The sequence below is a fragment of the Psychrobacillus antarcticus genome (assembly GCF_029533155.1).
GTDB classification, from domain to species: Bacteria; Bacillota; Bacilli; order Bacillales_A; family Planococcaceae; genus Psychrobacillus; species Psychrobacillus antarcticus.
Map to the genome: position 1 here is coordinate 50,693 of NZ_JAIZDB010000024.1, position 15,646 is coordinate 66,338.

Here is a 15,646-nt window from a genome sequence, read left to right on the forward strand (position 1 = left end):
TTATAGATATTTTGCAAACCAGTTTGTGATTTGTTCTAATCGTGTTTGTCTTAAATTAGGCAATCCAACTCGAGATAAATTGTGGTCAGATTGTGGGAAGCGAACAAAACTTGTCTCTTTCCCCATAGCTTTTAATGTTATATATAGCTGTTGTCCTTGTTCAATTGGGCAGCGATAGTCATTTTCGCTATGCAATATTAATAAAGGAGTTTCTACATTTGCCGCATATTTGAGTGGAGATGCATCCCATAGTTTATCAATATCCGTCATATCAGCACCAATTTGCCATGGTGTGAAGTAGTAACCAATATCAGAAACGCCATAAAAACTAACCCAATTGGAGATCGAACGTTGGGTAACTGCTGCTTTAAAACGATTCGTATGACCGACAATCCAGTTAGTCATAAAACCACCGTAACTTCCACCAGTAACACCTAAACGTTTTTCATCAATCCAGTCATTTTCATTCAATACATAATCTACTCCAGCCATGATATCTTCATAGTCGCCACCACCGTAATCTCCGCGAACAGCGTCCACAAATTGTTGACTATATGAATGACTTCCTCTTGGATTCACATACAATACTCCATATCCTTTAGCCGCTAATAGTTGAAGCTCATGGAAAAAGGTATTCGCATACATCGTATGCGGCCCACCGTGAATTTCTACAATTAGTGGATACTTTTCGCCTGCTTGATACCCTGTTGGTTTCATTAACCAACCATGTACATCCCAATCGTTAAGACCTTTATACACAATGGCTTCTGGTTCGACAAACTCTACTTCGTTTAACAACTCTTCGTTAAATTTAGTGAGAGCAATTCTTTCACCAGTCGCCAAATTTAGTTTAAATAATTCCCCGGGAAATATTGAATTACTAATTGTCGCAAGAGCATAGGCTCCATTTCTAGCAATATCGTATCCGTATACATGCTCGTTTTCTTGCGTTGCTGGGTAAATCTCTCCTTCAAGTGAAGCAAAATACAAACGTACGTCACCCATTGTGGATAGTTGGAAATATAGGTGATTCTGATTTGTCCAAACAACATCAGGTGCATTTGCTCCTTGTTGGGTATCCGCTCCTGCATAATCACCAACTGGAGCGTCAATTCCCTCAGTTAGAGTTTGAAGAATCCCACTGTTTACTTCGTATATATAGACTTCTGCTTGCGTCGCATTTTTATATGTGTGGAGTGCTCCACTAAAGGCGATGTATTGGTTATCCCTTGAGAATGTTGCTCCTCCGAAATATCCGTTTTCTTCCATAATTATCGATTCTTTTTTCGTTTCTACATCGATTAACAACATAGGTTCACGGAATGAAAGATCTTGATTTTCATCACGATTTACACCAATTACTAGTTGTTTCCCATCATGAGAAATTGCTTGAAGGCTATGATTAAATGTACCTTCTGTAAAGGCAGTAATTTCTCCAGTTGCTACAATGATAGATCCAATTTGTCGATATGTATCTTTTGGTAATAATCCTACACCGTCATTGTGATACTTCATTTCATCTACTATATAGGCTTCTGGTAGTTTCTTATCCTCTTTTTCAGTCTCATCTGTCCAGCTTTTCCCTTCCTTTAACGAAGCAGAAAACCAAATCTTTTTACTACAAGGGGACCAGATAAAGCTAGAAACACCTTTTTCTAATTTGGTTTGTTGCTTTGCTTCTCCACCTTTAGCGGACATTACGTAAATTTGGTTTTTATCGTCACGATTCGATATAAATGCTAGTTGCTTTCCGTCTTCCGACCATTTAGGAGATGATACTTTTTCTTTCGAATGGGTCCATTGTGTTATTTCATAAGTTTCAATATCTACATGATATAAATAGGCGTAGTATTTGTTATCCTCTTTGTGCATCTCCGTCCGGATGAAGACTGCCTCATTCCCGTCTGGCGAAATCACAGGATTTGTTACTGATTGTATCGCAAATAAATCCGTAGCTTCTAGTTTTCTTTTAGTCATATTAAAAGTCCCCCTCTATCTAAAACTTCTCTCACTATTTATTTCGACATTCGAAATCTTTTTCCTTCTATTTTCTAAGAAAAGCTTATATGAAAAAATGCTCTTCAAGTAGTGTAGCAAATAATGAGATTCATTGTGTAATGTTAAAATAAGCAATGTCATATAATATAATAATTTAATCACTAATTTTCAAATAATTTTAATAACCTCCTACTATTTGATTTGGTAGGAAGTTATTGTATTCTTAACCAACTCTAATGGAATGGATGAAGAGACCTGTTCCCCCAAAAATGGTTACTTATTTCTACGTTCCATTCTTTCTATTTTTCTAGTTAATTGTTCAATTTGTTTTTGCATACTTTCTATTTTTTGGGATTGATCCGATTGGTTTTGGGAGTCTTGATTAGTTGTTTTTTCTAATTCTTGTAATGTAATCCCTGCAGCGATTGTCTGAAGAGCATCACCCAATGTAGAAAGGGTAGTTCCAACTAATGAGAGTTTAGCAGCATAAATTTCTGGCGATTCAGGATTTTGTTCCTTTTGATAGTTATTTCCGTTTTTCATTTTTACACATCCTAGATTTCATTATGCTTACTAATTAGTATAAAATGATTAGATCCTAATTAATCGTTATGGTAATTGAATTGTTTTTTAAAATTTTCTATTTCATAGTTTAAAAATTCAAGTAGTTTCTGCAATTTTTTATTTTCCGCAGTGTTACTTTGTTCTTGTTGTGCTCCAACTGTTGTCAGCACTTCTGCCATAGCGGCAAGGGCGTGGGCAAGCGGAATCATTAAATCTGCGATGACCGCTGGTAAAATGGATTGGCTATTTGTTAGGAGGTCAGGATATTTGTCTTTAAAGTTTGTTTTATTTTTGTTCAAATCGTAAGCCTTCAATTAATTAATTTCATTTTCAATTTATTTTATGCAATATGCATTTTTTCGTGAAAGGGATTTACTTATTTTTATCACTATGCAAATATAATGTGTAATAAAAGAGTAGATGCCTATGGGTTTTCTTTTAATCTCTTCAAATTCCTAAATCGCTTTAATAAAAAAAGACAAAAAATGAACCTGGAAATAAAGCTCCAAGTTCATTTTTCTATACAAACTCAACCATTAATTTGTTAAACAGTTTGTGCTTTTAAAGACCGACGTAGTATTTTACCAGTTGTATTCTTAGGAAGTTCCTCCAAGAATTCAAACTTCTTAGGTACTTTATATTTTGCTAGCTTCTCTGCACAAAAGTCATGTAATTGTTGTTCAGTTAGGGTAGAATCTTTTTTCACAACGAACGCAAGAACTTCTTCTCCAAAGTTTGGATCTGGTATGCCAATAACAGCAGCTTCTACTATACCGGGATGTGTAAATAGGACTTCCTCTACTTCTCGAGGATAAACATTATATCCACCTACGATAATCATATCTTTTTTCCGGTCGACGATAAAGAAATATCCTTCTTCATCTTGTTTTGCAAGATCTCCAGTATATAACCATCCATCACGAATCGCACTTTCCGTTTCTTCTGGCATTTTGTAGTAGCCCTTCATCACGTTTGGTCCGCGAACGATCAGTTCTCCTACTTCTCCAACTGGAACTTCTTCTCCAAGCTCATTTACAATTTTATTTTCAACATTTATAATATTTGTCCCGATTGAACCTGGCTTTCGATCACGGTCAATTGGGTTAAAGCATGTTACCGGAGATGCCTCCGACAAACCATACCCTTCAGATATACGAACATTAAACTTGTCTTCAAAGTTGTGTAACAGTGCTACTGGCAAGGAAGATCCACCCGAAATAGCTAAGCGAATACTAGAAAAGTCTTCTACATTTGCATCTGGGAATTGATATAGGAAATTATACATCGTTGGAACACCTGCAAATACTGTTGCTTGATGCTCTTTTGCAAATGTGAATACCTCTTGTGGGCTAAATCTTGGAATTAATAGTAATGTTTCACCCATTAATAATGGTGCATTCACAACAACCGTTAGAGCAAACACATGAAATACAGGTAAAGTCGTAATTATACGATCCTCTGTATTAATCTTCAAGTATTCTGCCACATCTCGAGCATTGGAATAAATATTATTGTACGTTAACATAGCACCCTTTGGATGACCTGTTGTCCCAGAAGTATATAAGATTACAGCAATATCATCTGGATCTGTATCCACTGCAGAAGTCCCCAAACTAGATGAAGAAATCATTAATGAAAACGGTTTCACTTTTTTCTTCAAGTTTTCAGGTAAAGCAGCTAGTTTTTGAGCAGTATCTGGTTGTGTTTCACAAATAATATAATTTTCAACCGAAGTGAAAACCCCTGCAGCTTTCTCCACCAAAGGCAATAGTGCATCAAGTGCAATGATTACTTTTGCATCACTGTTTTTTACAATATAACTAATTTCATCTGGCGAGTAAATTGGATTAATCGGAACTGCCGTGGCGCCAATTCGCATAGTAGCATATAAAGAAATTAAAAAATGTGGTGAGTTCCCCAATAAAAATCCTATATTATCTCCTTTTTGCACTCCAATTGACTTTAATGCCCCCGCAAATAGTTCAACTGACTGGTCGAATTCTGCGTATGTAGTATCTTTCCCCATAAAATGATAGGCAACCTTCTCCGGATGCTCATTGGCAATCTGTCGAACACGTGAAACTAAACTCATAATCTCGTCTCCCACCTTTTTTGAATGAATGACCATTCATTATCCCCATATTCATTATATAAGAAAAGTTTTGACAATTCAAGAAAAACTAGAATGTAGAATACTAGAGGTTAAATTAATTATATAAAAAAGAAGGCTACTTTCATAACCTTCTCTTCATTATTGAATATGAGTAATGTACCTCCAACGGATTAAAAAGAAATAAGAAACTTGAATGATTGTGAATGCTACTAATACAAGTAACATTTCCATCACGATGGAGACTGCTGCTAGGTCGACCCAAAAGGCTTGTAAATACATAAATGAAAACGTACTATGGACCATAGCTAATCCCCAAGGTAAGAAAAACTGAGGAATTAACTGGCGATTGACGATTTTCACTAGCTCTCTATCCGTAACTCCCATTCTCCGAAGTACATCATATTGTTTTTTATCACGCTCAAGGTCCGTATAAAGCTTAAAGTAAACAAAGCTCCCGGCTGCAAGCAATAATACTGCTGCTACAAGTAGACCAGTAAATAACAATAGGGAAAATGTTGCTCGGATAATCGAATAGTTTAATCCAGGATTGGAGATATAGAACGAGTTGGGATTTACATCGGAAGTTCCCATAGACTGTGTCATAACTCTATCTAAGTCCGTTCCAACATCCTTCGTGCGAAGCCATTCGGAAACGTGAAAAGCATAAAATGTCATGCTAGATTCCCTAAGGCCATACCCATATAAGGGTTCGGTAATAAGTTCATAATCCTCGTCGCTAATGATTAATGAATTATCTTTGATAACAAGCGAAGGGAATATCACCTGATCGTAGGCACCTTTAATTTGAATTGGTATATTGCTTTCCTCTAACACTGTTTGCTCTTCTTCCGTTCTTATACCTTCGTAGTCCTCAAGCGTATTCGGTATGATCATTGCTTCCCCATTTTGTAGGTCTATCAAAGGGATTTTCAATGCAACCGCTAAACTATTCACTTCCGATTCTTTTATAAGATTTACTTCCTTACGTAAACTGGAGGAAGTTTGTTTTTTTACGGTGAACTTAACCAATTCGTAGGAGAGCCCTTCCTGTTGAAGCTCCTGGGATAACTTCATCACATGCTCTTCCTCAAAGGGATTGTCCCAATTACTAGAGTAGAAAATACTAACTGGATTCATTTCCCGATATTGCGCTGTAAAAGAAGTAAACGAAGTTACGACACCAACGGATAAAAAGGCTATAGTCGAAACAACCGTTACTATAAAAAACATTCGGGCATTTTCTCTTATCTTAATAGAACCTTCCGCAAAAGCTATTAATCGAAAAGAACGCCAGTACAAATTCTTGCGCTTTCGAATAATCCCTAACAAATACAAAACACTATCCGTATAAAACAAATAAGTACCAACTAACGCTAGTACAATAATAATAAAGCTCATATATACTTTAAGTTGAAAAAGAGACAGTATAACTAAGCTATAAGCAGCTATAAGCAGCAAAATTCCTAACATTGCCCTTCTCTTACTATAAGCCTCTTGCTCATTTTGCCTACCAAATCCCTTTAACAGCTGAACAATATTCTTTTTACGAATAAATACTGAACTACTAAACGAAATAATGACAAACAATGACAAGAACACAAAAATAGTTAATACAAAGGGCTTCCATGAAAGATACAAAGGTAAGCTGTCCAGTAAAAACATCTCTCGAATAATCATAAAGAAAAACTTAGAAAAAGCAAATCCAAAAAAGATACCGACTGTCGTTGATATAAACCCTAAAATCATTGTCTCTAAAAAAATCATGCGATTCAACTGACGATTATCCATCCCTAAATTCAGAAGAACTCCAAATTCCTGCGAACGCGCCTGTAAAAATGCACTCATCGAATAAAACAAAAAGAACACGGTAAATATGATCAGAATGACTTGTGCTGTGAACATCCCACCAAATGCGATATTCTGTAAAAATTGATCTTCAATCTTAGGATGAAACATTAACATCGAGTAGACAAAAAACACTAAAATAGAAAAAATACTCGCTAATAAAAATGCAGCATAAACGCGAGCATTCCGTATGACATTATGATAAGCGAATTGTCGAAAGGTCATTTACATTTCCACCTAGTAAAGATAAGACATTTAAAATACGCTGAAAAAATGTTTGTCTACGGTCATCTTTATAAATTTCATTAAAATACTCCCCATCTTTTATAAAGAGAACTCGGTCACAATAGCTTGCCGCAATCGGATCATGTGTGACCATAATGATGGTCGTATTACTTCTTTTGTTTACGTTAGATAGTAGTTCTAATACATCCCTGGTAGCTTTTGAATCCAAATTTCCTGTTGGCTCATCTGCAAGAATAATGGAAGGCTCATGTATTAATGCTCGTCCAATAGCAGTTCTTTGCGCTTGTCCCCCGGAAATTTCGAATGGTCTTTTTTCTAAAATTGAAGTTAAATCTAGCTGTTCCGCAATCCTTTTCACTTTTTGTTTCATGACATTTACAGGTTGTTCATCTAAAGTTAACGGTAATATCATATTCTCTTCCACTGTTAATGCTGGAAGTAAATTAAAGTCTTGAAATACAAAACCTAGCTGTCTTCTTCGAAATAAAGATAAATCATTGCTTTTCAATTGCAATGGATTTAAGCCATTGATCGTCAAATCTCCTGAAGTTGGGCGATCTATCGTGGAGATTAAATTGAGTAATGTTGTTTTACCACTCCCTGAAGGGCCCATAACTGCAAGAAACTCGCCTTTTTCCACTTCAAAGCTCAGTTGGTTAATCGCTAGATGCGCTACTTTTCCCTCATATACCTTCGTTATTTCTTCCAGCGTCAATATCGACATCGAGCTCACCTCGTTCTGCAGATTCTTGTTGTTCAAATATAATCGATACAGTCGTTCCTTCACCAACAGTAGATTCTATTTTCATCTCATGCCCTAAACGATGACAAATTTGTTGGGCCAAATATAAACCCATCCCAGTAGATTCACCAGTTTTTCTACCATTCTCTCCAGTGAAAAATGCTTTCGTTACCCTTTTCATATCTGAGACAGGAATTCCAATTCCTTCATCCTTCACAGACAAAATGACTTGATCATGTTCAAAGGTCGTTTCAAAGTACACCTTTTTGTTTTCCTCAAATGTATATTTTATAGCATTCGTTAAAAATTGAGCTATAACAAATCGCAACCACTTGGAATCTGAAGTAATCATACATTCTTCCTTTATTGAAATAACCGGAAATACATGACTTCCTATAAACAATCGCTTATTACTGGATACTACTTCCGTAACGAGCTGCTTTATATCAATTTGTTCAATTTGCATATCTTCTTCAAATGTATCTAATCGTGCATTCATCAGTACTGCATCCAGACCACGCTTTAGTCGATCCATTTCCTCCAAAACGCCAGCTGCATCTACCTGATCATTCCCTTGGGTCATTAACTCTATAACCGAAATAGGCGTTTTCATCTGATGCACCCAGCTATTCATAAATTGCAGATGTCTATTTTGCCTTGCATATAGGAGCTGTACTTCCTTTTGATATAAACGGTAAATATGCTCCAAGTATATCTCTACCTGTTTTATTTCCGCGGATTGGGCTTCCCGTTGCAATACAGACTCTATTTTAGTAGGGACAGAAAGAATTTTTTTATAAAATGTATATTTTTTTACAAATATTGTCCCTAAAAACGTCAGTGTCAATATACTAGTAATTACAATCGAATACACTGCCGTATCTACATTACGGAAGCCATCTAGCCAATATAAAAGCATCACAAATAATACTAATAAAACCTGAAATACTAAAAAGAATAAATGTTCCTTAATGAACAATCGAATCATCTTATGACTCCTCCGAGCTTAGTATTAGTCGATACCCTGCTCCTCTTACAGTCTCAATCGTTGACAAGACATTATAGTCACTAAGCTTTTTTCTTACTCTTGTCATATTTACATTTAACGTATTTTCATCTACAAATGACTGGTCATCCCACAGCTCCTCTAATAGCTGCTCCCTAGTCACAAGCTTCGGATAATTTCTTAATAATAACTCCAATATCGTACACTCTTTCTTTTGAAGCGGAATTTCACCATTTACAGTATGTAACTCCATTCGTTCCATATAAAGCTGTAATCTACCAACCTTGACTACTCTTTCTTCCTGCTTCGCGGCATATTCGCCATACGTTCTTCTCAAATGACTTCTTATTTTAGCTAGGACGATTTCATAGTGAAAAGGCTTCGTGATAAAATCATCTCCACCATTCTCTAGCGCAAATATTTGATCCATTTCACCGGATCTCGCAGAAACGAATATAATTGGGCAAGTAGTTAATTGGCGCAATTGTCGGCACCAATAATATCCATCATAAGACGGTAAATTTATATCCAGTAAAACTATATGTGGATCAAAAGCAGTAAACTCCTCTACTATTTGATCGAAATCTTCTATGGTGTGGACCTCATAATGATATTTCCTTAAAGTATCTGCAAGCAAAGATGCAATCTTTCGATCATCCTCTACAACTAACACTCGATGCGTCGTCATAATAACCCTCCTTCACAAAAACGGTTCTCACTTTATCATATCAAAAAAGAGCCCAACATACGTCAGACTCCCTCCCATTTATCAATAAATTAATTGAACAAGCTCTTTTTTTGTAATCCCACCGAAGTATTTAGGTACGTCTACGTTTGCTAAGAGAGTCTAACCTTTTAATAACTCAGTTAGTTCATTGCCTTTCTTCTATTGTATCGTAGAAAGAAATTATATTGCAATTTTTTTATTACCTTTCTCTTAGTTTAAATCCACTTCTTGTGCTTGTTGAATTATGTCTTCTATTTCTTTCAAATACATGTCATACAAGTCGTTTCCTTTATTAGTATCGGTACACACAATTGTTGGTAAACTTATTGTCCTCCCCTTGGAAGGTTTTGATTGAACATTTATTATGCTATCATCAAACCTATATAAGGAATATGTTGGAAAGGAATCACTATAATAAAGTTTTAAAGAACTCTGTGTTTTTCTTTTTTTCACTACTTTCTTTTCTCGGAATAATCTTCTCCAAGTTTCTTCCATATTTTTTATATTTCTAATTAACTCTTCATCTGGTATCTCGTATCTTTCAGCCAAGGGATGAATAAATGATGAATTTTGGGATAACAGGACCACTCTTACCTTACAGTTGGAATGAATTAATTTATCTTTTATTGTCTCGATGTGAGAATTAGTCCACGTTCTCCCGTAAACATGATAAATATCTATATAACGAACTGAATTTTTTATATAGAAACGATAGTCAATATCATTAATATCAGAAAATACTTCTGTAATACCTGTCTTATCAATGGTTTCCTTCAACTTAAGTTTATGGAGAATTAAATCAACAAGCTTCTCCTTCATATATAACTCATTCATTATTTCAAAAACTCCAGCTATAAAAAGAATTGCAGCTAAATTATTTAGTATTTCTCCCCACAAATCGCTCGTGACGTACATCTCATTAAGTACAATTAATAGCAGACCTAATACTATTAATATTAATGCACCAATTTGAAATCTATTTTTTACGATTTCACTCATTCTTACCATAAAAATCCCCCATATCCTTTGTAGTTTTTATGATGATAGTTGTACAAATCTACCTTAGATACCACTTAATAAATCAAGTGTGGGTAAGAATTGTATTTACTGCTTATCGACTTTGATTGTCAAAGGATAAATACTATTTTTCTATGTAATCATTCAAATGTTCTTGTTTTTAACACTCTCCTAAACTGCTTATATTGAAAATCTATAGTCTATAAGCTTTTCTGGTGCTACACATTCTATTAATTTTCAATTTCAGTCTAGTTATATTCTTTTTATTTCTTGAACCAATCCACCTCCATTTTTAGCTTAATATTCCAAATGATTATACCATGTTTATAGTTTGAGTATTCATATAATAACGAAATTAGAATCTCTAGATAAAAAGAAGCAAACATAAATAATTATGACTGCTCCTGTAGTCTTATTCACTTTAAACTTCACGCTTTTTTAGCTCAACGTAAAAAGATGCCTTTGGTATGCCATTTAATTTTAGTATATCTGATACACTCATTTTGTTGTCTTCTCGATTGTTGTACTGCTCCATTGCTTTCTGCATTGCTTTAGGTGAAAATCCTGCTTTTCTTCCCATATGTTTACCTTGTTCTTTTGCTCTCTCTCTACCTTCAGTTGTTCGCTCTACAATCAAGTCTCTCTCAAATTGAGCAAATGAACCTAAAATATTGAATAGTAATGTACCTAAACTATTAGATTTACCGTCTGCTTCAAATGTCATGTTCTCTTTTAGAAACTGTACATTAACCCCCTTCTCTTTAAGTTCCTCTACAATCTTGTTTAAGTCCATTATAGAACGTGCTAGTCTGTCAATCTTGGTTACTACTAGCGTATCGTCTTCTCGCAAATATTCAATACATTCTTTTAAGGCTGTTCTTTGCTTCGTGCTTGTACCTGTCATTTTCTCATGAAATATTTTAGTCGCTCCTACTTCTTCAAGTAAAACCTTCTGTGTTGCTAACCCATTATCTTGACCTACTGTTGAAACTCTTGCATAACCGATAATAGCCATATCATCTGCTCCTGTCTATAAGTTATATATCTTCTATACTTTTAATTATAGACTAACTTCCAGACTATTGAAAGCTTTTAAAACACTACATTTATATCTATTTTTTTACTTGTCTAGAAGTTGAAACTTCTAGACACGCATATTTTTTTATCAATATAAAAAGGTGTACCAACCTATTAAGGCTAGTACACTTATGCAAGATTGTTGAGGTCGTCCAATCAGCAGTATTATTGTTTATGGCGATTCTCTTAAACAACGTCTACTTTTAACACTCCAGTAATTGGGTTAGGTAAATTTTTTGCAAAGATGGTATAAGACCAATTAAAATTTTGATTTGAACTTATGGTTCCAAAGTAAACCCTAAGTTTCTCATTAAAGGCTTCTGTATATTGTTGATGTTTTAAAGCCCCTATATCTTCCCGAATCACAAAGTATTCATTTTCTTCAATAACATCTGGATAGTAATCATTTACGTTAGAAAAAGTTGTATTGGATAAATAATCAAATCCAGACTTAGGTTCACTATATACTCTGTCCATTACCTTTACAAAATCATTAGGAATTCTTAATTCAATAGATACATCTTCCAAGTACTTATTTCCATCATTTCTTATTGTAAGGTTAATCTTCTCAGACATTTCTTCACCTATATAGTACCAATCATTATCGTTATATGTCTCCATAACGTCTTCTAAATTCTGAATCAATTTTTCCGTACTTCTCTCCTCATAAGGAACACTTTTAAATGGGTCTAATATAGACATACGCATGGTAATAGGCAATAGTTGATTATTTAGAACTAAATTTCCCCCTTCATTCCTGCTCTGTAAAATAGATTCAATCTTCTCTTTTGCTACTTTAGAAGGCAACTTAACTTCTCTTATGCCTTTTACAGTAATTTTTTGGTCCAAATTTTTATTAAATCCTATCGAAATCTTGTCGTTGAAGTAAGTAGCTGTCTTGAATTTTAATATTTCATCAAGGTCTCTTCTAATAATTCGCTCTTGCTGACTTCCTTTTCTTATAAAACACTCTCCCTTTTTAAGCATGCCTTTGTAATCCTTCTTCATCATATAGGGAGGATTATTACAGTTATCTATCTCAAAAACACCAAAGACATTATCGTTTATTTCTACTGAATAATAGGAGAAGTCGATATTTGGTTCAACATTTTCTCTTAAAATTTGTTGATATGTCGCTTGGTCAACAATTTCCTCTCGAGGAATAGAAAAGTATTCTTTAGTTCCGTCTGGTTTATCCTTTACACCAACAATGATATATCGCTTTCCATCAATTGGTGTATTCGCCATAGACATAATATCTTTTATTAAATCTTGATATTTCTCCTTTTGATACTGCTCTTTTTTAAAATCAAGCTTTGTTCCTTCACGTTCATATTTAATTAGCCATTCTATATCACTCAACGATTTAACCTCCCAAACAATATTCTCTTTTCCCTATACTTCTAGTGTCAAAAGTGGACTAGTTACCACTCACTTTCTACTTTGAAAATCACGCTCTTTCAAACGTTCTATTACAAAATTATCGTAAAGCTGTTCCCCCAACACACCCACTCCTTTATTGTGAAATAGTAAGATATTTTCATTCTTTTCTTTATTTGATTATTTTTTGATGTTCAAAACAATAGACATTGTCCTTAAAACGACCTTTGTTGGTTAAACAATATGCCTTAACCTTTTCAGAAACTGGCTTCCCACACGTTTTACAAGTCGATATGCTACTCTCATTGATAACTAGCTTTTTATTATCCTTTTCCTTCAACTTTTCAACATGCATATCTCTAATTTGAGAATCAGTTATGTTAGCTTTCTTTAGTTTATTGTATAAATACACCAATTCTTCATTTGAATACAATGGTTCTTTATTCTCAAGCTTAAGTACATTAATCTTTCTCGTAATATACTCAGATAGTTCTGTGTCATATACTATCAAATCGTTCGATTGAACCTTTCTTAGTTCCTCATTTACTTTAAATGTACATCTTTTAGTAAAAGATACCATAGATACAAATTGTTTCTCATCAGTAGTCCCAAGAACTCCTTTAATCGCTTGTATATGCCCATAATTCTGATTAAACGGATTCATCAGTGGGAACTTTCCATTAACACTCCACTGAACTCTATTTCTATCCCCATAGATAGTACCAGCATAATTTTTTGTCTCTATAACAAATATCGCATACGGTGTAAAGACAACATGGTCTATTTGTGAATAACCAGACTTTGCATGAGTATTGACAATCAACACATCACTAAGATGTTTACAATTCTTAGGAAGTTGGTCAAGTTGAATATTTATCTTATATTCCCCAAGGTCACCAATTCTTGTAGAAGTAATATTCGACTTGTTCTTTTTGATGTTATCTTTATTAGATACAGAGACTTTTTTTGTAGATTCTCCCTTAAATAGCTTTTCAAAAATCCTTGAAAACATTATAAACTCCCCCTTACCTTTATATCGTTGATACTGTCTTTTAGTTTATAGTTACAGATTCAAACCTATGTACACTCCAATTTTATTAACATAAAGAAAGACTAACTCCAATTAAAAGAAGTAGTCTTGGGATTAGGGATTAGGGATTAGACCTTACACTCACAGCTTCGTGGTTAAGAATAATGCAACTACAGACGCACCGTTTTGAAGTGCTGAACGAGTTATGGGTGAATAAATCTACTCCTCCATTTCCTGTGAGTGTAACAGGTCACCTTTAAAGTAAGAAGATACCCTACCTCAATATCGGAAACCACACCCCTTAAATTTTAAATAAATTAATCACTTTGGAGTAGGAGTCATTAATTGTTTTATTTGTTCAGCTAATACTTGTATCAACTGAGGATTATTACTCACTGAATCAACAAGCATTTGTTGTTGTGTTTGCCCTTGTTGTGCCGTTGCATTTGGCAATTCAACTCCAAAGTATTTGTCAATGAGATTTTCTTTTACAAGTTTTTGTTTATCTGGTTCCAAATCTTTAATGTAAGGGTCGAGCGAAGCAAGTTCTAATTCTATTTTCCTGTTACGTCTTTCTTCATTTCTATGATTTGTGGCTTGTTTTGCACAATAGGTAAACAATGTTATTCCCACACCAGTTAAAACGATTCTACTGATTAAAGCCGTCCATGACATTACTCCTTCATGTAAAATAATAAATTTATAACCGAAACATAGAATTCCAATCAACGAAAGGATAGAAAAAGTGTTCCAACTAGTAGCTTTAAGAGCTTCACTATTTGCTATCTTTTGATAACCTTGAGCAAGTCCTTTCATACTCATTAAGCCCAGTATTTTTTCAGCTTCTTTGTTCATTTCTCTTAAACGGTCAAGTTCATCATGAAATTCAGTCTTCATCTCTTCAATTAATGTTCCAAATGATGTTTGCTGAGTATCAGCTTGGTGTTGGAAACCTTCATTTAAAGTGTCAAAGGTTTCTTGTTGAGTTGATACCAATTCGTCAAAGGTTTCATGATTGCTTTCTATTAGGTTTTCATATTCTTTTTCTATTTCTTTAATATATTCATTAAATTCTTGTGTTCTTTCAGTTTGTGCTTGTAAAAATTGACCTTGAAAGTCACTGACAACGGAGTCAATTCTGGACTTTTGACTTTCTATAGAAGTTGTTAATTCATTTAACTTTTCTGTGTTTTTATTAAAGGAAGTTCTAGTCTCATTTATGTCTTTTTCTAAATAAGATAGGTGCTGACCAACAGACTTTCTAAATGTAACAACAGAACTTCTTACACCTTCAATATCCTCTGGTGTTTTTGTGACTAGGATTTGCGGAAAATATTGTAACAAAACTTCAATGTGACTGAAAACTTGGTTTAAATGTTGTTGGTTCTTATCATTCTTGAAATTTGTTAATAAACTTAAGATTGTCGAAACCTTAGAATAATTCATCGAAAGTGAAGCGGAGCGTAACGGAGATGAATTTTCAAAAGTCGTTCATTTTTTTGCCCCATAGAACTTTGAAATTCTTTTCTTAACGAAACATAAAGTGCCTGACGCAGACAACGCTTCGCTCATGTCTTTGTCATTTTAGAAAGCTACGCTTTCTAAAATCTGTTTGTAACATGACGAGAGACTAATACTATTAATCTAAATACAAAGCCAACTTTGTACACAACCCACTGTAGTAATTAATAATATATATTACTAGTCTGGATTGTGTACAAAGTATTATTTCAATACTACATATAAAGCCTAATTGTATTTTGCAAGAAAAAAGTACAAAGTATTGCAATGTTTTTTACAGAGTGTTGCCACCAAAGATATCTTCAATTTGAACGGGAGAGCGCATTAGCTAGGCGATAACTTTCACCAACATATGTAATAATATGAGCGTGATGTATTAA

General features: G+C 34.3%; 13 protein-coding genes. All 13 read right to left on the bottom strand.

Annotation, left to right across the window (positions count from 1 at the left end; genetic code table 11):
- On the bottom strand, window positions 1-1,977 hold the full coding sequence (locus tag LDK52_RS13925; RefSeq protein ID WP_277586564.1) for a S9 family peptidase: 1,977 nt from the start codon (window positions 1,975-1,977) through the stop codon (window positions 1-3).
- A 294-nt stretch (window positions 1,978-2,271) separates the two neighbouring features.
- Window positions 2,272-2,541 (bottom strand): translation initiation factor 2, encoded by a 270-nt coding sequence (locus tag LDK52_RS13930; RefSeq protein ID WP_277586565.1) that lies wholly within the window; start codon window positions 2,539-2,541, stop codon window positions 2,272-2,274.
- Between the two features lie 59 nt (window positions 2,542-2,600).
- The gene (locus LDK52_RS13935; RefSeq protein ID WP_277586566.1) at window positions 2,601-2,861 is read right to left on the bottom strand and encodes a hypothetical protein; all 261 of its coding nucleotides are present in this window, start codon (window positions 2,859-2,861) and stop codon (window positions 2,601-2,603) included.
- Window positions 2,862-3,106: 245 nt separating this feature from the next.
- Complete coding sequence (locus tag LDK52_RS13940) at window positions 3,107-4,654, bottom strand: fatty acid--CoA ligase family protein (protein WP_277586567.1); 1,548 nt, start codon at window positions 4,652-4,654, stop codon at window positions 3,107-3,109.
- Between the two features lie 159 nt (window positions 4,655-4,813).
- Window positions 4,814-6,745: an FtsX-like permease family protein gene (locus LDK52_RS13945; protein WP_277586568.1), complete on the bottom strand. Its 1,932-nt coding sequence runs from the start codon at window positions 6,743-6,745 to the stop codon at window positions 4,814-4,816.
- Window positions 6,717-7,490 (bottom strand): ABC transporter ATP-binding protein, encoded by a 774-nt coding sequence (locus LDK52_RS13950; RefSeq protein WP_277586569.1) that lies wholly within the window; start codon window positions 7,488-7,490, stop codon window positions 6,717-6,719. The genes LDK52_RS13945 and LDK52_RS13950 overlap by 29 nt, the downstream gene beginning before the upstream one ends.
- Window positions 7,450-8,496: a sensor histidine kinase gene (locus LDK52_RS13955; RefSeq protein ID WP_277586570.1), complete on the bottom strand. Its 1,047-nt coding sequence runs from the start codon at window positions 8,494-8,496 to the stop codon at window positions 7,450-7,452. Before LDK52_RS13955 ends, LDK52_RS13950 begins: the two co-directional genes overlap by 41 nt.
- Window position 8,497: 1 nt before the next feature.
- On the bottom strand, window positions 8,498-9,202 hold the full coding sequence (locus LDK52_RS13960; protein WP_277586571.1) for a response regulator transcription factor: 705 nt from the start codon (window positions 9,200-9,202) through the stop codon (window positions 8,498-8,500).
- Window positions 9,203-9,451: 249 nt separating this feature from the next.
- Window positions 9,452-10,249 carry a hypothetical protein gene (locus LDK52_RS13965; RefSeq protein WP_277586572.1) on the bottom strand — a complete coding sequence of 266 codons (798 nt, stop codon included), beginning with the start codon at window positions 10,247-10,249 and terminating at the stop codon, window positions 9,452-9,454.
- Between the two features lie 430 nt (window positions 10,250-10,679).
- Complete coding sequence (locus LDK52_RS13970; protein WP_277586573.1) at window positions 10,680-11,273, bottom strand: recombinase family protein; 594 nt, start codon at window positions 11,271-11,273, stop codon at window positions 10,680-10,682.
- Between the two features lie 248 nt (window positions 11,274-11,521).
- Window positions 11,522-12,697, bottom strand: a complete 1,176-nt coding sequence (locus tag LDK52_RS13975; RefSeq protein WP_277586574.1) for an AlbA family DNA-binding domain-containing protein — start codon at window positions 12,695-12,697, stop codon at window positions 11,522-11,524.
- A 190-nt stretch (window positions 12,698-12,887) separates the two neighbouring features.
- A complete protein-coding gene (locus tag LDK52_RS13980; RefSeq protein WP_277586575.1) occupies window positions 12,888-13,727 on the bottom strand; it encodes a nuclease-related domain-containing protein in 840 nt (279 codons plus the stop codon).
- Window positions 13,728-14,066: 339 nt separating this feature from the next.
- The gene (locus LDK52_RS13985) at window positions 14,067-15,191 is read right to left on the bottom strand and encodes a hypothetical protein (RefSeq protein ID WP_277586576.1); all 1,125 of its coding nucleotides are present in this window, start codon (window positions 15,189-15,191) and stop codon (window positions 14,067-14,069) included.
- Window positions 15,192-15,646 lie beyond the last annotated feature (455 nt).